This window comes from Enterococcus sp. JNUCC 77, from assembly GCF_054819945.1.
Genome location: NZ_JBTHIG010000001.1, coordinates 2554847 through 2571100 on the forward strand (window position 1 = coordinate 2554847; position 16254 = coordinate 2571100).

The 16254-nt window shown below is 34.2% G+C and carries 27 protein-coding genes; 4 read left to right on the forward strand and 23 right to left on the reverse strand.

Going from position 1 to position 16254, the window contains the following annotated elements:
- Window positions 1–674 precede the first annotated feature (674 nt).
- From ACVWNY_RS12400 to ACVWNY_RS12505, 22 genes are all read right to left on the reverse strand, one after another.
- On the reverse strand, window positions 675–1178 hold the full coding sequence (locus ACVWNY_RS12400) for a hypothetical protein (RefSeq protein WP_461211733.1): 504 nt from the start codon (window positions 1176–1178) through the stop codon (window positions 675–677).
- Window positions 1179–1357: 179 nt separating this feature from the next.
- Window positions 1358–2164 (reverse strand): hypothetical protein, encoded by an 807-nt coding sequence (locus ACVWNY_RS12405; RefSeq protein WP_454071445.1) that lies wholly within the window; start codon window positions 2162–2164, stop codon window positions 1358–1360.
- Between the two features lie 352 nt (window positions 2165–2516).
- Window positions 2517–2762 carry a hypothetical protein gene (locus ACVWNY_RS12410; RefSeq protein WP_454071446.1) on the reverse strand — a complete coding sequence of 82 codons (246 nt, stop codon included), beginning with the start codon at window positions 2760–2762 and terminating at the stop codon, window positions 2517–2519.
- Window positions 2763–3418: 656 nt separating this feature from the next.
- Window positions 3419–3622, reverse strand: coding sequence for a cold-shock protein (locus ACVWNY_RS12415; protein ID WP_454071447.1), 204 nt, complete (start codon window positions 3620–3622; stop codon window positions 3419–3421).
- Between the two features lie 19 nt (window positions 3623–3641).
- Window positions 3642–3815 carry a hypothetical protein gene (locus tag ACVWNY_RS12420; protein WP_454071448.1) on the reverse strand — a complete coding sequence of 58 codons (174 nt, stop codon included), beginning with the start codon at window positions 3813–3815 and terminating at the stop codon, window positions 3642–3644.
- 22 nt (window positions 3816–3837) lie between these two features.
- Window positions 3838–4080 (reverse strand): hypothetical protein, encoded by a 243-nt coding sequence (locus tag ACVWNY_RS12425; protein WP_454071449.1) that lies wholly within the window; start codon window positions 4078–4080, stop codon window positions 3838–3840.
- A 5-nt stretch (window positions 4081–4085) separates the two neighbouring features.
- Window positions 4086–4817: a hypothetical protein gene (locus ACVWNY_RS12430; protein ID WP_454071450.1), complete on the reverse strand. Its 732-nt coding sequence runs from the start codon at window positions 4815–4817 to the stop codon at window positions 4086–4088.
- A gap of 24 nt (window positions 4818–4841) precedes the next feature.
- Window positions 4842–5123 carry a hypothetical protein gene (locus ACVWNY_RS12435; protein ID WP_454071451.1) on the reverse strand — a complete coding sequence of 94 codons (282 nt, stop codon included), beginning with the start codon at window positions 5121–5123 and terminating at the stop codon, window positions 4842–4844.
- A gap of 6 nt (window positions 5124–5129) precedes the next feature.
- Window positions 5130–5498: a phage replication protein gene (locus ACVWNY_RS12440; RefSeq protein WP_454071452.1), complete on the reverse strand. Its 369-nt coding sequence runs from the start codon at window positions 5496–5498 to the stop codon at window positions 5130–5132.
- Entirely contained in the window at window positions 5488–5733 is a 246-nt protein-coding gene (locus tag ACVWNY_RS12445; RefSeq protein WP_454071453.1) for a hypothetical protein, read from the reverse strand. Before ACVWNY_RS12445 ends, ACVWNY_RS12440 begins: the two co-directional genes overlap by 11 nt.
- Before the next feature lie 159 nt (window positions 5734–5892).
- Window positions 5893–6051 (reverse strand): DUF2292 domain-containing protein, encoded by a 159-nt coding sequence (locus ACVWNY_RS12450; protein ID WP_454071454.1) that lies wholly within the window; start codon window positions 6049–6051, stop codon window positions 5893–5895.
- A gap of 17 nt (window positions 6052–6068) precedes the next feature.
- Window positions 6069–6389, reverse strand: coding sequence for a hypothetical protein (locus ACVWNY_RS12455; protein ID WP_454071455.1), 321 nt, complete (start codon window positions 6387–6389; stop codon window positions 6069–6071).
- Between the two features lie 11 nt (window positions 6390–6400).
- Window positions 6401–6814, reverse strand: coding sequence for a hypothetical protein (locus tag ACVWNY_RS12460; RefSeq protein WP_454071456.1), 414 nt, complete (start codon window positions 6812–6814; stop codon window positions 6401–6403).
- A gap of 4 nt (window positions 6815–6818) precedes the next feature.
- Window positions 6819–7592, reverse strand: coding sequence for a hypothetical protein (locus ACVWNY_RS12465; RefSeq protein WP_454071457.1), 774 nt, complete (start codon window positions 7590–7592; stop codon window positions 6819–6821).
- Between the two features lie 43 nt (window positions 7593–7635).
- Window positions 7636–7839 (reverse strand): hypothetical protein, encoded by a 204-nt coding sequence (locus ACVWNY_RS12470; RefSeq protein WP_454071458.1) that lies wholly within the window; start codon window positions 7837–7839, stop codon window positions 7636–7638.
- The gene (locus tag ACVWNY_RS12475; protein ID WP_454071459.1) at window positions 7836–8009 is read right to left on the reverse strand and encodes a hypothetical protein; all 174 of its coding nucleotides are present in this window, start codon (window positions 8007–8009) and stop codon (window positions 7836–7838) included. Before ACVWNY_RS12475 ends, ACVWNY_RS12470 begins: the two co-directional genes overlap by 4 nt.
- A complete protein-coding gene (locus tag ACVWNY_RS12480; RefSeq protein ID WP_454071460.1) occupies window positions 8002–8541 on the reverse strand; it encodes a hypothetical protein in 540 nt (179 codons plus the stop codon). The genes ACVWNY_RS12475 and ACVWNY_RS12480 overlap by 8 nt, the downstream gene beginning before the upstream one ends.
- Entirely contained in the window at window positions 8541–8705 is a 165-nt protein-coding gene (locus ACVWNY_RS12485) for a hypothetical protein (protein ID WP_454071461.1), read from the reverse strand. Before ACVWNY_RS12485 ends, ACVWNY_RS12480 begins: the two co-directional genes overlap by 1 nt.
- A gap of 140 nt (window positions 8706–8845) precedes the next feature.
- The gene (locus ACVWNY_RS12490; RefSeq protein ID WP_454071462.1) at window positions 8846–9433 is read right to left on the reverse strand and encodes a hypothetical protein; all 588 of its coding nucleotides are present in this window, start codon (window positions 9431–9433) and stop codon (window positions 8846–8848) included.
- Window positions 9434–9542: 109 nt separating this feature from the next.
- Window positions 9543–9857, reverse strand: a complete 315-nt coding sequence (locus tag ACVWNY_RS12495; RefSeq protein WP_454071463.1) for a hypothetical protein — start codon at window positions 9855–9857, stop codon at window positions 9543–9545.
- Window positions 9858–9869: 12 nt separating this feature from the next.
- On the reverse strand, window positions 9870–10577 hold the full coding sequence (locus ACVWNY_RS12500; RefSeq protein WP_454071464.1) for a BRO family protein: 708 nt from the start codon (window positions 10575–10577) through the stop codon (window positions 9870–9872).
- Between the two features lie 3 nt (window positions 10578–10580).
- Window positions 10581–10769 (reverse strand): hypothetical protein, encoded by a 189-nt coding sequence (locus ACVWNY_RS12505; protein ID WP_454071465.1) that lies wholly within the window; start codon window positions 10767–10769, stop codon window positions 10581–10583.
- A 127-nt stretch (window positions 10770–10896) separates the two neighbouring features.
- Between ACVWNY_RS12505 and ACVWNY_RS12510 the strand changes: the two genes are divergently transcribed.
- The 3 genes from ACVWNY_RS12510 to ACVWNY_RS12520 all read left to right on the forward strand — a co-directional run bounded on the left by ACVWNY_RS12510 (window position 10897) and on the right by ACVWNY_RS12520 (window position 13416).
- Complete coding sequence (locus ACVWNY_RS12510) at window positions 10897–11652, forward strand: helix-turn-helix domain-containing protein (protein WP_461211734.1); 756 nt, start codon at window positions 10897–10899, stop codon at window positions 11650–11652.
- A gap of 92 nt (window positions 11653–11744) precedes the next feature.
- A complete protein-coding gene (locus tag ACVWNY_RS12515) occupies window positions 11745–12905 on the forward strand; it encodes a site-specific integrase (protein ID WP_454071862.1) in 1161 nt (386 codons plus the stop codon).
- 16 nt (window positions 12906–12921) lie between these two features.
- Entirely contained in the window at window positions 12922–13416 is a 495-nt protein-coding gene (locus ACVWNY_RS12520) for a DNA-deoxyinosine glycosylase (RefSeq protein WP_454071467.1), read from the forward strand.
- A 92-nt stretch (window positions 13417–13508) separates the two neighbouring features.
- On the opposite strand, the gene ACVWNY_RS12525 is transcribed toward ACVWNY_RS12520, so the two are convergent.
- Entirely contained in the window at window positions 13509–14327 is an 819-nt protein-coding gene (locus tag ACVWNY_RS12525) for a ZIP family metal transporter (protein ID WP_218327354.1), read from the reverse strand.
- A gap of 193 nt (window positions 14328–14520) precedes the next feature.
- Between ACVWNY_RS12525 and spxB the strand changes: the two genes are divergently transcribed.
- Window positions 14521–16242, forward strand: a complete 1722-nt coding sequence (gene spxB, locus ACVWNY_RS12530) for a pyruvate oxidase (RefSeq protein ID WP_454071468.1) — start codon at window positions 14521–14523, stop codon at window positions 16240–16242.
- The last annotated feature ends 12 nt before the right edge of the window (window positions 16243–16254 follow it).

Here is a 16254-nt window from a genome sequence, read left to right on the forward strand (position 1 = left end):
ATTATTTGAACATGTAACAGTATACCAAAAAGGCCACCTCAAAAAAGATGTCAGACAAAAAATAGTCAAACTTTCATCTGGCTTCTAACTTATTTCTACACTATAGGCGAACAACATCGATATTTTCGGTATCGTTAGAGCAAAAATACTCACACCTATTACAATATGGTCGTCAATAATAACTTTAATTCGCTACGTCTGGCGAATTTCGCAACTAGTTTGCGAAGAGACTAGGGAACTTCTTCACGGTGACACTATAACAATACCTTTATGTTTCCAGTGCAATTTCGCAACAAACAGAGAGTAGTACGTTCACTCAGTTACTGTAGACCAGTATTTATCATGCAGCTAAAAATTAGTTTAAATGGAATCTTCTATGAAAATCGTAGAAAGACTTAGACTCAAGATTCCAGTTTCTCACGCTCTTTCCGGTTAAATCTGTTAGGTAAACTTGTGAACTACAGAAACATTGATATATCGGTACTTAGAACACTTATAAACAAAAAATCTCTAGATATTTCTTTAGATGCGATAAAAATTCTGCATATAACGTGGGGCGTTTTATCCATTATTTCTTTATTTGTATTAACCTATGACCCTGCAGGGTCATAGGTGGAAGTAAAACCTGTCAAAATAATTTTTTTCTTCAAAAATACTCGTTATGTGCGGGGCTTTTATTCCTTTAATGGAACATAAATCATACTACCTATTGTTAATCCCAATAAAGCTACAGGTATTGCTAGTCCTATATAAATCAAAAATGGATGATTCATTCCCTCTACCATATGCACCATCGACTCCAAACTTACCCCTCTAATTTCAGCAAATATAAAACCATATTCTAGTGCTATCATCAAAATACTTCCTATAAATTCTAAAATTTTTTTCAATAGAAAAATAGAATTTAAGCAAAACAATGGAAAATAATGACTTATCGCTGCCATAATACAGAAGATAATCCATAAAAATCCATGGAAGCTCAAAAAATATAGAATTAGATTTATATTGGAATTACTCAACAAGCTATCTGGAAACAAAAATTCTACATACTGGTGATTCGAGATATTACTAGGTACAGAGAATATTGAAATAAAGAAACAAAACGCTGTTAGTAAAACAAAAATATATTGCATCTTGTCCAAAATCTCATTAATTATTTCTTTAATTGCCAAAATCATAGAATTACCTCGTTTATACTTTTCATCAATCATACCAAAAACAAAAATGCCCATAGAGGACGTACAGTAATTTATTAACACATTGTTATTACAGACAATCAACGCCGAATATATTTCTTCTAAATTTTTACGTTTATAAAAATTTATGCCTTATTATAAATGAATAATGTTTCAAGATACTATATATCTTTTTTTTCTTGAGCATATTCAAGGAATTTTTCCAACATTCCTCTATCGACTGGATGGATTTTCTCAAGTACATATTGACCTTTTCTAATAATTTTTGCGACCCCTACTTTATCTATTTTTAAAATCCTCGAAAAGAGTTTAAATTTGTATTTAGGAACCACAGCGATTATTTGTAACCTTACTTTATTATATTGATTCTTAAAAGCCATAACATAGTATTCCTCTACTAATCCTTGAATTTCCACAAATAAATCATCAATATAAATTTTTTCTTCATAATTATTTTCAATAAATTGAAAATCTAATTTTTTTAGTCGTTTCCTCAAAAAATCTTTTTTCGATATAAAAATTTGCTTACTCGTCGTAAACCTCTCGTCCGAGTATTCCAACTTCTCTATAGCACTTTTTAATGGTAACGAGTGATGTTGCGCGTAATTTCTCAATAATCTTAACATTTTGTATGTCGTGTTTGTTTGATCCAAAGATGAAAATACTTCTTTAAACATGGTGTCCTTTTCACCGATATTTTCAAAACACATACGTGCATAAAATATATATTTTAGAGCTCTATCTAAAGCTTCAAAGTAAAAATCTGTTAATTCTAAATCACTATTTTCAAGAGCTTGAGAAACATAATTCTGATAATCATTAAATGCCCTATCTACTAATCTTTTCAGATTATATATATCCTCAAAATCATGGAAGCTGTTAAAGCAGTATTTCAAGTTGTTATAATCTTTTGGGGTAAGTTTAGTCACCACTTTTGAATCCCCAACAAGTACTAAACACTTCATCATAGCGATGTTCACCTCCTTGAATGTAAATTCATTATATCATTTACAAAAAAAGCAGGTTACAATCTCCAGAGATTTCTATTTATCTTCATACCATTATCATTTTTTATGTATTCTTTACGACTTAGACTTCAATGATAACAGTAACCTATTTTTTATTCTTTGCTGATTCGCTAGTACATTTCTCGCGATAACATTATTCACAAATACACCTCTCAGTTAAATAAAAGCTACTCGTTTCAGATTCTTCTTTGGTTAGATTGAACCCTATTGCTAGACACCTACCTTCTTCACTTTCATGCGCAAATACCTTAGCTTGTGACTTATCCTGAGTAAAGATAAGCTCTTCTTTGACTTAGTCGAAGTTGCAAATCTCATACCGCTTTAAGTACAGACGATTCATTCGTAAAACATAACTTGGTAGCTCTTGCCTAATTATTTTTTCTACTTCATCAGTGTAGTGTTCTAACTTTTTCTTAAGACGATTCTCTGCACGATCGTCCAGTATGCTATCAGTAATTGGTAATCGTCCCATGTAGCCATCATGTTCAGGGCTATATTGAATCTTGCGTTCACCTTTTAGATACTTCTCCGCTAGCAATGATACATCTTCTTTATCCAAAAAAACAATGACTTAAAAAAATCTCGCTAAATTTTTTCATGTTTGTTTAATTCGTTAAGATATTCCATAAAAGCAGCCCATAAAGCTAGATATTATTTAGTTCTTACTGATGCACGAAAAATCATCACAATACCTCCTCTAATAAATCAATATCCAAAAATAAATTGTCTGTTATTTCGATGTTCTCTTCTGGCGGTTCATAACCATACCTATATGCTATTGCGGTTTCTATTCTATCTCTCTAATCTCATCATGCACACGATCAAGAAGCGTTCTATTTCCCCATCCCTTGTATAAGACTCTTACGTTCAATTACAGATAGACTTGATAAGAATTGATTGAAACATTTCTGACGGAAACGCTACCGCATGATACGCTTATCAATTAGCCTACAAGCTACTAAGCAGTCCGCTACTAGATAATCAATCTTAGGTGCTTGTACATGGATAGTCAGCTCATCATAAGCTAAATGGGTAGCTAAATTTTGCTGATACAATTTATTTTAAATGATTCTCTTTTTTTGTTTCAAACACAAAAAATAATCTTTAATAATTAGGTAACGTTCTAAACTGTACTAACTATCCATGAACTCTCATCTCATTTAAAGGTATTGGAAGAATTACTACCATCTTTAATTATTCTACAACGACATTTGTAGCTATTTTCCCTTTGCTGTTCTTTCCGATTGTATATACAACAGATTGGCCAGCATCTAAATTACGATAACCGTCTCCGACAATTTCACTATAGTGGACAAAAATATCTGTTCCATCTTCCTTGTTAGCAATGAATCCATAGCCTTTTTCTCCGTTAAACCATTTTACAGTTCCTTTTTGCATGTTCCCACTCTCCTACTGATTACTTTGTTAATTCTTGAATTTCCTTTGCTAAAAGCTTTACAAGCTCAAATGCTGTTTTTGTGGTTATTTGTCCTGTTGCAGGATCTCTGTATGTGTACATAACTCCTGATTCTACAGATTCGATTTCTTTTGCTTTTTTATTGGTTACTTTCGATACTTCTTCACTCATCATTGATCATTCCCCCTTTTTCAATCTATTTGATTGTTCCTTTTGAAAATTCATCCCATTTTGCTGGATAATTTGTAAACAACCATGACCGTTCTTCGTCAGTAATCGAAGCATTGTACATCCCACTAATTTGGGCGCGTTCTCCAATGCTTGACAGTTTTTCCTCATCATTAGGTTGTTCCTTCTCCTGATGTTCCTTCTCCTGTCGTGCATGTTGCTGCTCTCTTGCTTTTCTAAGTCCCTCAATATCTTTTTTAAATATGCCCATTACTTTTATTTCCCTTCGCTTTGATCTGTATTGTATGAATTCTTCCAGCCTTCTTTAATTCTGTCATTTAAGTCTAAATCAGCAGAAAAGTTCCGTAATACATATTTATTTTTAGCATGAATGCCATTCTCTAAATATGATGGATAGAAAGTTGTTTTCTCAGATAAAAGGGTAACTAAGCTTAAACGAATTTTATTAATCTCGTTCTCAAAAGGATTACTATTGATTTCATCAATGGATTTTTGGATCAATACTTTTTCAGTTTCTGGGATTTTTTCTGACAAAGCATCCATATAAGACAATAAGAACTCATCATTTTTATACAATTCATACAATTCTAGATAAGTAACTTTCAAGTCTTTGGAACTATCTACTTTAGCATCAATTAGTTTTAAGGCATTATTTCGTTGTGTTTCTAACAGTAATTGATCTCCTGCAGCTAATCCCACATCCGTAGGCTTTTTGTCCTTATCAATATCGTACATCCCCTGAATAACCGTTAATTCTGCATCAGCCAAAGCTTTTCTATTGGTCATTAATTCATGGATTGCTTTAAGGCTTTCTTTTCTTAGTTGTTGCAAATAATCTGGATTATATTGATTGGATTGAACTGCCTTTCGGTATTTAGCGATGATAGCTTTATACTCCACATCCATACCTTTAAATTGACTAAATACTTTGGCTAAAATTACCTCATTTAATTTTTCAATTGTTTCTGGTCTTGTGATTTCTGTCATTGTTACTTCCTTCTTTCTTTTTGCTTACTTTTTTAAATATTTGTTGCACATGCTTAATGTCTCATCACTTAAGAAATTAGTATTGTGAAATTCTTTTCTTGCATGATTCAATAAATCTACAGGGAAAGTTGCCCCGTCTATCAAAATCTCTATTTCACGTAAAGTAAGTAGTGGGGCATGTAAATCTTCTAAGGAGTCCACTACACCTTGCAGAAACAAACTATACGCTAATGTGGTTTTAAACTCTTTATCTGATTCACCAAAAACTTTCTTTTCTAACTTTGCTATTTTTTCTCTTAGACCCACGACTTATCACCTCTCAATACTACTTTCAATCGTTTCAATTCGTTCTTGAATATCATCCAACTCAATAGATCGATAAGCGATTTCCAGCACATTCTTTGCTGACTGAACTCTGGCGCTGGTAGTGGCTTTCTTATCGTTCATAATCTCTTTCAGCACGTCCACAGCTTCTTCAGAACTCTTTTGAAGTCTAGCCGTCACTTGTTGCATAGCTTCACGTCTAAGCTTTCGGTATTCATTCATAAACTTATCGTCTTTCAAATACTTGTAGCCGGTCGTTTTATTAATCTTTGCCATCTCACAGGCTTTCTCAATATTAGGTGCTTCCAGTAAAGCTTTTAAGAAACGATCCTGTCGAATATTTAAATCAATCGCCATTATTTTCTCCTTTCCGTTGGTATTTAAGGCTTTTCGTAGACACTATGGAAATATCATCAATCATAATCACGCTGTATTTGTTTTCTGCAGCATACTTTTCTAATTGCTTTTTTGTCATGTTAGATTCCCCATAAGTACCACCGCTATTTTCATCCACAAATAGAACACCGCTATCATCAATCATTAAACCTTGTTCAATTCGTTTCACTCTGTCAGATAATCGCCACTTCACCATAATTACCAATCCCCTTTTATATACAAAAAGAGGACACAAGACATTCACCGTAAATCGGCGTACATCTCATATCCTCTGGTTCTTCCTAGTAAGATACTGTTATTCAACTACCATAATTATACCATATTCACACTAAAAACAATACGTTCCATCGTTGTTTTAATGCTGTTTTATTAACGGTTTTTCTACTAAACGATGTGATTCTGTCGTATAATATTGAACCACTTTACCATCTTTTACAATGAGTTTTATTTCACCATAGTTCGGTAACTCTATTGCTTCCGATCGTTGATTATTATCAATAGTTACTTTATCCATTTTATCGCTCCTTTCGATTAAGCTAATAGCTTTTTCCAGTTATCTAAATCTGCTTGCTCAATATTTCGGATTGTTTCTTCTGTAGTGATGTGTTGCATTCTAAGGGGATGTAAGCCTTGTAGTCTCTCTGATTCATTTGTGGCAACAAAGATACCGCCTTCTTTACCACGAGTGGCTACGATTGGTACTCCTTTACTTCTAAGCGATTGAATGACTGAATAGACCTCTCTACTGTTTAAGTCAACAATAGTTGTAATGTCTGCAATGTTTATTTTCCGTTCCCCACCAATGGGGATTAATTCTAAGACCGCTTGTTCAATAATTGATAGTTGGTTCATATAGTTTGCTCCTATCTCTCAAATGTATTTATTTCGACAATCTCCTCAATCGCTTCAAGTAAATTCAATTTCTCGTTAGGTAGCATTCCATAATACTCATTCAAAATACTATCTAACCGTTCGCTGTCATTGTCTAAACGTTTCATTGCGTAAAGACTAGACTCAAACATTTGAACGTCTCTCAAGGTATCTATCAGTTTATTAATCAGTGTCTCTTTGCTGCTTTTTGTCAATTCTTTAATTTGCTTATCTAATAATATTCTTTGAACATGATCATAAATTGACAATACTAAAATAGTCTTTTGTTCATGAAATGATCTATCCGACTCAATAATCTTCATATAATCGTCCGTCTTCGAATACTCAGCCAATATTTGAATAGCCAGATCTTTACCCAATGTTTTTTGCAATTCTTCTATGGTCATTTAATTACTCCTCATAAGCTTTATTAAATTCTTCTTGTTCGTTTTCAATATCCGCTATCGTTGTAAAATCTTTCTTTTTCCACTCTTTCAACAATTGAGTGGTATAACCTAATGGTGATTTCACATCTTCACGAATAGCTGTTTTGTCGATAGCTTCATATAAAAATTCTATTCCGTAGATACTAGCCAAGTTCATAAGCGTCTTTTTATCAAATTGACCTGTTTCGCCATAATAACTTTCATAATATTCAATGCAATCTTGAACACTCGTACTATTCTGGTTATGAGATACCTCTAGACTAGACTGACCTTTACTACCTTGCTCTTTGCTTTCCTTTGCTTTCCTGTCCTTACCTAAGCTAAACTGACCTATGCTATCCTGCTCTATGCTATACTGTGTATCCAAGTTGGATACGTTATGGATACGTTCTGTATCCAAGTACGCATAAGACCTGTTTTCTGTTGTTAATATATGATTTTTCTCTTTCAAAAAAACTGTTGGTGTATAACGATCTTTTTGAATATAGTTATTTAATTTCCAGTCTTTTATGACAATTACGCCTGATTCAAATGAGATAATAAACTCTTTAGCTTCAAGTAGTTTTAAATCATCATCAGTTGCACTACAGGCACGCTTAACCTTCTTAGGACTAGATACAAAACCGTCATCATCAGCTTGAATCCCTAAATGAAAGTATAAATTCTGTGTTGTTGGTGGCATGTCCAAAAATCTATCTGAATCGACCACATCTTTAGAAAACATTCTCCTATTCGCCATATACAATGACCACCCTAACCTCTATTTTATCAATCATCATGAGTCATTCAGTTACCTCCATGGATTCAATTTGCGTAGCTATTTGAATTAAAATGACATTAGCAGTGATATTCACTTGTTTATCTGCTTCATAACGAAGGCTTTCTACTAAGATTTCCCGATTTTCTTGACCAGACTTCAACGCATAAGCAAAAATATTTTTTACAGCTTCTGCACACTTTTTACCAAGGCATTCTTCTAATATCATTTATCAGCACCTCCGACTAATTCAAGGTTCTCAGCAACCACAATCGTGTTACCTTCTTCGTTTCCACACAAGAATATGCCTGGTTGTATCTCAATCAATATTTCAACAAAAGAATCTGCAGCAAGATATTTAGATTTTTTTACTCGACAATAATCCCCTGTTTTAATCATTTGTAGTCACCGTCTTCAAATCTTGAAAGTCAGTATCTAATAAATATTGAATTCTTTCGGTATCCCAACCAAATACCTCGGCATTTCTTAAATCGATAACAACCTTTCCTCTTCGATCTAAGGAGATGTATCCTGAATGCAATAAATAATCAAATGTACTATGTCCTAGTGATAAATGAATAGTCCATGTTAATGCATTCCATTTATTCGCACTGAAACCAGTTAACATTTTGAAATTTCCACAAATTTGTTCGTACCAAGTCCCTGTTTTCTCGTTGAAATAGCCTCTTAAATTATCCAAATATTGATCTCGTTCATCATCCTTATATGTTTGTTGTAATATCAGCATATTTCCTTTTAATAAACGATTACTAACATTTGCAATAGTTTGCTTAATTATCCTAGATTGTGGCAAATCCAAAAGAGATAAAGTTTCTTGGACATCGACTAAATCATTCGAACTATCAACTAGTACATCACTTATTTCATTTAGTAATTTTTCTCCTGATTCTACAAAATTCGTTTCATTCATTACTCAGCACCCCCAGTTCTTTGGTTGTAAGACCATTCATCATATTTAATGAATAACCATAGTCCAACCAAAGAAAATAAACATATTTTCAATCCAGTAGGTAAAAGTGTTGCAATACCGCTTAATAAAAAAGTTGCTAAAACTAAATTAATTTTCTTATTCATTGATTTACGCTCCATTCTTTTTTGTGGTAGAATGAAGACAGAAATAGGCTTTTTAAGCCAGTTGTGTGCCTTTTTCTGAACTCGTCAAAGTTTATACAGCAAAGGCTTTTTTTCTGTCTTCTTCTCATGATTGATTGCTCCTACTCCATTTGTGCTAATAACTGCTTAAAACCTTCTACGACCTCTCTATCAACATCTAGTTCACCTTTATCACAACGCCGTATAATGTCTGTCATGACTTCTTTTGGAATTGCTACTTGACCATTCACAAACACAAACATCGAATCATCGTAAGGCGTGTATAACGGATGATAAACACCTTTTATTTCTGCAATGCTTTCGTGTGGATCATCATAGTTTCTGAAATTGAAATACATGTTGATCTGATTGAAGATGTCAATGTCGCAATTATTTGCATCAAGAATCGCTTGAATATCTACAATCACTTTCTGCGACACATACCAAACACCATCTTGCTGAGTAAACTCTTTGACTGGATAACTTTTAAATATCGGATACTCTTTCTTAAATTCTTTCAAGGTACGATGTTGCTGCTTGTACTCTGTGACAATTCCTTGTTCTAATGCCTTCTTAGTTGGCTCGCCTGTTTGTGTCAACATACCTTCAGCAACCATCATTTGATAAACTTCTGCTTTCGTAGTTCTAATACCTTGCTGAGTAATAAATTGATACGACTGTTCCACGAGTGGCGGATAAATAACTTTCATTGATACATTCCTCCTAAAAATATTTTGGCGACTTTCGAATTGGCTTCTGTGACGTTTCAACTTATGTGCCCTCATTATCTGAGGAGTGCTCCACTTGGCGTTGGTGGATTTAATTTGATTCATTGTTTAATAACCATAATTTGATAGCTGCTTTGCTAAAACATTGTTTTCTATCAGATAAAGTTCTTCCTCGTGGGAATGTTTTATCTGCTAACACTTCTTCTAAATATTCAGAGCTACAGTTATTCAAAAATTTTCTTAACTCTACTTTTGTATACATGATGTCGCTATCTACTCCTGCATCCCTACGAGCGTCTTCAATGGCTTGTTTAATTGTTTCATATACTGAGTCATAAATGCCATTCAATTGCTCCTGCGCGAGTGTGTGGCTTACTTCTACCTGTAGTTTTTGCTGTGCTTCCATATAATCACCCGCCTATCGTGCCGTTTCAGGCATTTTAAGCGTTGTTTGATATAAAACGCCTTTACGTTCAAAGATCGCTTTCATCTCATCCCGAGAAATCCCCAGTCCTAGCAAAGTAATGACTTCTTTTTCTCTGGCATCTACGGCTACTAATTCTTCAGTTGTCATAAAATCTGCCGCTACCGCTTTCGGTTTTGCATGTCGTTCTTTTCGTAGCTGTCTAGCGATAAATCCAATAGACGTTTTATAAATGAGATTGTAGAAATTTGAGTAATCCCATTTACCCGTGTAGCCAGCGATCTTAATTGCCTCTCTGAGTGTTACGCTTGTTTCTTTGACTTTTTCACGCTCGCTTTTCCAAACGATTTGACCGTCCATAAAAGCGGTTAAGACTTTTCTAGCCCACGCTCTGAACTCACGAGCTTTCGGCTTATGAGATAAAAAACTAACTTCCATAATTCCATCACGAGTAAATAATCTACGTTCTCGTTTAACTACTCTGTCTCCTTCAACCTCCGACAGTTTGTCGGTAGTTGAAAATTCTTGCTCTTTCAGATAAGGATTTCTTTCAACGATTTTTTCGATTCCTTTTCTGTCAGTGTATTCAAGTGCTTCAGCAAGCTGATCCATACTCATAAACGGATTACGTTTGCTATCCATCCATAAATCACAATGAATGCCTTGAAACAATTCTTCTTGTGCTAAAACTAATTCCTGCATAGTTTAAGCCTCCTTCCGTTCTGCCAGCAATTCGTCAATTGCCTTTTCAACACGTTGCTTACGGTCTTCGCGTAACGGCGTCCGTAACCAAACGCTAAAGCGACTATCAGATAGATTTAATTTTTCTGCAACTTCCCAATTTCGTAATCGGTTCATAAAAATCTGATCACGTATTTCTTGGTTTGCTCTCATGACTCTCACCTCTTGTCTATTTTTTATAAACAAATTATAATTCGTATATTTAAAATAGTCAATAAAAATTATTGTTTATTTTTAATAGATGATACTTTATACTGAGTTTAGAAATGGTGGTGTTTTTTTGAATCGAATAAAGCAATTGCGTGAAGAAAGAGGGTTAAGTTTAAAAGAACTTCAAGATGCTCTTTTAACGGAAAAGGGAGTAAAAATCGGACGTGCTTCTTTAAATAACTATGAGAGAGAGGAACAAACGCCAAAGCAAGAAACCTGGGAGACACTTGCTGATTTTTTTAATGTTACAGTTCCTTTCATTATGGGTTTTAGTCCTGCAAGAAACAAAGTTGAAAATATGTTTTTTGAACAAAAAATTGGTAACTTAGTAGATTTAGTCGAAAAAAACGGTGCTACAACTCCAATTTTGAGAAGAAATATCTCTTATTTTTCTAGTTTTTTAGAACGTAATAAAGACAATCAAGAAGCTTTGGAATTTTTTAATAATATTCTCCAGGCACTAATCACTTTAAGTTCAAAAGATGCAGACGTTTTTGTTTTTGGTGATAATGGAGACTATTTATCAAACCCTCAAATAATAAAAAAATTATTAAAACAAAAAAAAGAGATAGATGATTCCGTTGACTACTTTATAAATATCGCACTTGATGACATCCCAAAATACTCTCAAATAACTATAGATCCAAGAGAACTGTTTGGTGATGATGTTAAAATATCTGATTTTCTCAATGATATTGATGACAATTATTCCTATGAAGACTTCTATAAGGATACAAAGAAGCAAAAAGAATTTAACGAGAATTTCCAAAAGAAAATCAATGAAAATTTCAAAAAAATAAAACGTGATAGAAATGATGATGTTTAGGTTTTTAACAATCTAAAATAATCTTCCCTATATTAGGCACTACGAGAAAAATTAATCATCCATTTTATACATATCTACTCTAATTGGCGTTGGTGGTAGATAGGAGAACACAATGGAAATTAAGAAGTATACAAAAAAAAGACGGCTCAACCGCCTACATGTTTAATGTTTATATTGGATTAAATTCAAAAGGGAAGAATGTCTATCGTAAACGACAAGGATTTAAAACGAAGAAACAAGCACAAATTGCACTGGCTAAGTTATTAGAGGATATAGAAGAAAACGGCTTAGATAAAAAGAAAAAGGAACTAACCTTTGATGAGTTGTATCACTTATGGATAGATCATCATCGTTTAAGTATCAAAGAATCAACTGCTTATAACTACGAACGATTCTATAAAACGCACTTGAAGCCTACACTAGGCTCTTTTGTCCTCTCAGACATAAAAGTGAGTGATTGCCAATTACTAGTCGATAAGTGGTTTAAAAACGGCTTAAAGATGTATGGTGACCTGAGAAAGCTTGGGGTTCAAATCATGAAGTATGGTGTAGCAATGGAATATATGGAAAGTAATCCTATGGTTAAAACTATTGCACCACGGAAAAAGGAAGAGGAAACCAAACTCCAATTTTATACTAAAGATGAGTTGGCACAATTTTTCAAATGTTTAGAAGATCACGGTAACTATAAACAGATTGCCTTCTTTCGGATATTGGCTTTTAGTGGAGCAAGAAAGGGCGAGATATTCGCATTGACTTGGGGTGATATTGATTTTACTAATAGCACAGTATCAATTAATAAAACATTATCTCGAAGTGCCACAAACACCAAACTGATATTATCACCGAAGACTAAAAGTAGTAATCGCTCTATAAGCCTCGATGATGAGACACTTAAAATCATGCAAAAGTGGCGAATGATTCAAAGAAGCGATTATCTAGGCAGAGGGTTTAATACATCTAGCAACAATCAATATATTTTCACCACTGATGATAACCAGCTATACGGTTTAGCTGCAGCAAATGAATGGCTAAGATACATCGTTGAAAAGTATAAGCTCCCAAAAATATCGCCACACAATTTCCGACATACTCATGCTAGCTTGCTACTTCAATCAGGAATACCTATGAAAGAAGTAAGCGAACGTTTGGGTCACAAAGATACGACTGTAACTGATAGGATTTATTCTCATGTCATGCCAGAAGAAAAAGAAAAAACAGCAAATAGATTTGCTAAATTTGTTGGTTTTTAAGAGGAGATATTTAATTATGAATAAAAAAATAAGTTTACCAATTATCCAAAATAGTGAAACCAAAATTATGATAATGGGTACTGCTCCTGGAGAAGAATCATTAAATAAACAAGAATATTATGCAAGTAAAAGTAATAGGTTTTGGCGAGTAGTATTTAAAGCTTTAGGATTATCCGAAGAAGAAATGCCTAAGACATATAATTCTAAAGTGGAATGCTTACTAAAAAATCATATTGGTTTGTGGGATATATATGGCGAATTCGAACGAGATGGTAGCACGGATAAAAAAATTAAAAATGCTGTATTAAATGATTTAAATAAACTTAACCCCTCAATTAAGCTAATCATTTGCAATGGGAAAATTCCTTACACCAAAATGAAAATGTATGTTGCTAATACAAATTTGTATTTACTTTACTGTTATTCAACTAGTAGTAGTCACAAGTATGCTTCACAGGAGCAAATAGAAAATGATTGGAGAAAAGCTTTCTTTTTAGGCAAACTGCTTTAACTCACTGACCTTTTCACAGACCCCACCTATTTTAAGACAAAATAAAAAAACTAGAAGCTTTATATAACAAGGTTTCTAGCCATATTTATCACTTACCCCAACGCAACATCCAATATCATCATAATAATAAATCCGGTCATCGCACCAAGCACGCCCGAATGATGTTTACTATCAGTAGTTGCTTGCGCCTCAGGAATTAATTCTTCTACTACTACATAAATCATCGCTCCAGCTGCAAAAGATAAAGCATAAGGTAATAATGGTTCCACTCGAGTAACTAATAATGCTCCGATTACTGCAGCAATTGGTTCTACCAAACCAGAAGCTTGTCCATATAAAAATGATTTCGTACGACTTAAACCTTCTTGTCGTAGAGGAATCGAAACAGCAGCACCTTCTGGGAAGTTTTGAATCCCGATTCCTAATGAAACTGAGATGGCCGCTAGTACTGCAGCGGCTGGATTAGCTGCTTCACTGGCTGCGCCAAAAGCAACGCCGACTGCTAAACCTTCTGGAATATTATGCAGAGTTATCGAAAAAACTAATAAAATTGTTCTTTTTAAATGACTAGGAATCCCTTCTTTTTCATGATTTGGTCCAAAATGCATGTGAGGAATTGTCTTATCAGCAATATATAAAAAGACCCCACCTAAACCAAAACCAATACTGACAACTAGCCAAGGAATCGATCCGTTTTCAGTTGCTGCTTCAATCGCCGGATCTAATAAAGACCAAAAACTAGCAGCAATCATTACACCTGAAGCAAAACCCAACATTAAATTTAGAACATTCCGATTAATATTTTTAAAGAAAAAAACCATCCCCGCACCTAATGCGGTCATTCCCCAAGTAAATAAAGTACCCACTAATGCTTGCTGCCAAGCAGCTAAGCTTAATAACCAAGTCGTCATTTTCTGCCCCTTCCAACTTTTACTATTTTATTATAATCATTCAATAAAAATAAAACGTTTACTATAATATGATTTTATCATAAGTTTAGGTGCACCTGCAAACTCTCTCAAGAGCTTTTCTTTGGTAGTGATTATAATTAAGAGTATAATAAAAATTATTAAAATACTTACAAAAAGAAAGTGAGTGACAATGATGGCTAAAATTAATGCTGGTGTCGCAATGGTAAAAGTTTTTGAATCTTGGGGAATTGATCATATTTATGGTATTCCTGGTGGTTCTTTCAACTCAACAATGGATGCCTTATATAAAGAAAGAGATTCAGTCAAATATGTTCAAGTGCGTCATGAAGAAGCTGGCGCAATTGCCGCCGCCGCTGATGCAAAATTAACTGGAAAAGTCGGTGCTGTTTTTGGTTCCGCTGGACCAGGTGCAACTCATCTGATCAACGGTTTATATGATGCACAAATGGATCATGTACCCGTGGTTGCTTTATTAGGTCAAGTTGCTTCAACTCAAATGAATTATAATTCTTTCCAAGAACTAAACGAAAATCCAATGTTTGCGGATGTTTCTGTTTATAATCGGACTGTGATGACGCCAGAAAGCTTGCCTCACGTAGTCGATGAAGCTATTAAAGCAGCTTATCAAAATAATGGTGTTGCCGTTGTAACAATTCCAGTTGATTTTGGATTTGCTGAGATTGAAGATTTATCTATTTCGACTGCTGCCAATCATAAAACTGGTGTCTTACAACCAGAAGATACTGATTTAAAAGAAGCTTTACCATTAATTGAAGCCGCTCAAAAACCAGTTCTTTATGTTGGACAAGGCGTTCGTGGTGGATTCGATGCCGTTAAAGCATTTTCTGAACATTTTTCAATGCCAGTTGCAGCTGCTGTTTTAGCAAAAGGAATTATTCCTGATGCTTATGAAAACTTCTTAGGTTTTGCTGCTCGGGTAGCTACAAAACCAGCTAATGAAGCTTTAGCAGCTGCTGATTTGATTGTTTTTGTTGGTAGTGATTTTCCATTTGCTGCTTACTTCTTTAATCCAGCAGCCAAATTCATACAAATCGATATTGATGCAACAAAATTTGGTCGTCGCCACAAAACAGATGTCTCTATTTTAGGTGATGGCGCCAATGCTTTAAGAAAATTAGTCGCATTAGGAAAAGCACGTCCTGCTGATAAATGGTTAGCTGCTAACCAAGAAAATATTAAAAATTGGCATGCATGGCGTCATAGCTTTGATAATGATGCACAAACACCTTTACGCCCTGAACCAATCTTTAAAGAAATCAACCGTATTGCTGAAGATGATGCCATCTTTGTAACTGACGTAGGGAATGTAACAGTCAACAGCATTCGTCATTTAAATATGAACGGCAAACAAAAATTTACCACTTCTGGTTGGTTTGCTACGATGGGTTATGGCGTACCTGGTGGGATTGCTGCCCAATTATCTTATCCTGATCGCCAAATCTTTACCTTAGATGGTGACGGTGGTTTTGCGATGCAAATGCAAGATATCATCACTCAAGTAAAATATAACTTACCGATTATCAATATCGTATTTTCTAACCAAGCCTTTGGTTTCATCGAAGCTGAACAAGAAGATACTGAACAACAAAAATTTGGTGTCTTTTTAGATGATGCTGATTTTGGTAAGGTCGGCGAAGCTTTAGGTGCTGATGGTTTTACAATTACTAGTTACGATCAATTAGAACCAGCTTTCACTGCTGCAAAAGCTAGCAAACGCCCTGTTGTGATTGATATTAAAATTGAAGATGCACGACCTTTACCAGTGGAAGAATTAACATTAGATCCTGAAAAATTCTCCGCTGAAGAAATTCAAGCTTTCAAAGAAAAATATCAAGTTCATGATATGCCAACTTTAAATGAATTATTGAAATAAACTAAAAATCGC

What these genes read in the sequence shown, in the direction of transcription:
- ACVWNY_RS12430 (WP_454071450.1), bottom strand. Translation starts at nt 4,817, where the DNA reads ATGACAGAAATCACAAGACCAGAAACAATTGAAAAATTAAATGAGGTA.
- ACVWNY_RS12460 (WP_454071456.1), bottom strand. Translation starts at nt 6,814, where the DNA reads ATGACCATAGAAGAATTGCAAAAAACATTGGGTAAAGATCTGGCTATT.
- ACVWNY_RS12405 (WP_454071445.1), bottom strand. Translation starts at nt 2,164, where the DNA reads ATGATGAAGTGTTTAGTACTTGTTGGGGATTCAAAAGTGGTGACTAAA.
- ACVWNY_RS12415 (WP_454071447.1), bottom strand. Translation starts at nt 3,622, where the DNA reads ATGCAAAAAGGAACTGTAAAATGGTTTAACGGAGAAAAAGGCTATGGA.
- ACVWNY_RS12480 (WP_454071460.1), bottom strand. Translation starts at nt 8,541, where the DNA reads ATGAATGAAACGAATTTTGTAGAATCAGGAGAAAAATTACTAAATGAA.
- ACVWNY_RS12455 (WP_454071455.1), bottom strand. Translation starts at nt 6,389, where the DNA reads ATGAACCAACTATCAATTATTGAACAAGCGGTCTTAGAATTAATCCCC.
- ACVWNY_RS12420 (WP_454071448.1), bottom strand. Translation starts at nt 3,815, where the DNA reads ATGATGAGTGAAGAAGTATCGAAAGTAACCAATAAAAAAGCAAAAGAA.
- ACVWNY_RS12450 (WP_454071454.1), bottom strand. Translation starts at nt 6,051, where the DNA reads ATGGATAAAGTAACTATTGATAATAATCAACGATCGGAAGCAATAGAG.
- ACVWNY_RS12465 (WP_454071457.1), bottom strand. Translation starts at nt 7,592, where the DNA reads ATGGCGAATAGGAGAATGTTTTCTAAAGATGTGGTCGATTCAGATAGA.
- spxB (WP_454071468.1), top strand. Translation starts at nt 14,521, where the DNA reads ATGGCTAAAATTAATGCTGGTGTCGCAATGGTAAAAGTTTTTGAATCT.
- ACVWNY_RS12425 (WP_454071449.1), bottom strand. Translation starts at nt 4,080, where the DNA reads ATGGGCATATTTAAAAAAGATATTGAGGGACTTAGAAAAGCAAGAGAG.
- ACVWNY_RS12500 (WP_454071464.1), bottom strand. Translation starts at nt 10,577, where the DNA reads ATGCAGGAATTAGTTTTAGCACAAGAAGAATTGTTTCAAGGCATTCAT.
- ACVWNY_RS12440 (WP_454071452.1), bottom strand. Translation starts at nt 5,498, where the DNA reads ATGGCGATTGATTTAAATATTCGACAGGATCGTTTCTTAAAAGCTTTA.
- ACVWNY_RS12445 (WP_454071453.1), bottom strand. Translation starts at nt 5,733, where the DNA reads ATGGTGAAGTGGCGATTATCTGACAGAGTGAAACGAATTGAACAAGGT.
- ACVWNY_RS12490 (WP_454071462.1), bottom strand. Translation starts at nt 9,433, where the DNA reads ATGAAAGTTATTTATCCGCCACTCGTGGAACAGTCGTATCAATTTATT.
- ACVWNY_RS12470 (WP_454071458.1), bottom strand. Translation starts at nt 7,839, where the DNA reads ATGATATTAGAAGAATGCCTTGGTAAAAAGTGTGCAGAAGCTGTAAAA.
- ACVWNY_RS12495 (WP_454071463.1), bottom strand. Translation starts at nt 9,857, where the DNA reads ATGGAAGCACAGCAAAAACTACAGGTAGAAGTAAGCCACACACTCGCG.
- ACVWNY_RS12475 (WP_454071459.1), bottom strand. Translation starts at nt 8,009, where the DNA reads ATGATTAAAACAGGGGATTATTGTCGAGTAAAAAAATCTAAATATCTT.
- ACVWNY_RS12400 (WP_461211733.1), bottom strand. Translation starts at nt 1,178, where the DNA reads ATGATTTTGGCAATTAAAGAAATAATTAATGAGATTTTGGACAAGATG.
- ACVWNY_RS12520 (WP_454071467.1), top strand. Translation starts at nt 12,922, where the DNA reads ATGAATAAAAAAATAAGTTTACCAATTATCCAAAATAGTGAAACCAAA.
- ACVWNY_RS12505 (WP_454071465.1), bottom strand. Translation starts at nt 10,769, where the DNA reads ATGAGAGCAAACCAAGAAATACGTGATCAGATTTTTATGAACCGATTA.
- ACVWNY_RS12525 (WP_218327354.1), bottom strand. Translation starts at nt 14,327, where the DNA reads ATGACGACTTGGTTATTAAGCTTAGCTGCTTGGCAGCAAGCATTAGTG.
- ACVWNY_RS12485 (WP_454071461.1), bottom strand. Translation starts at nt 8,705, where the DNA reads ATGAATAAGAAAATTAATTTAGTTTTAGCAACTTTTTTATTAAGCGGT.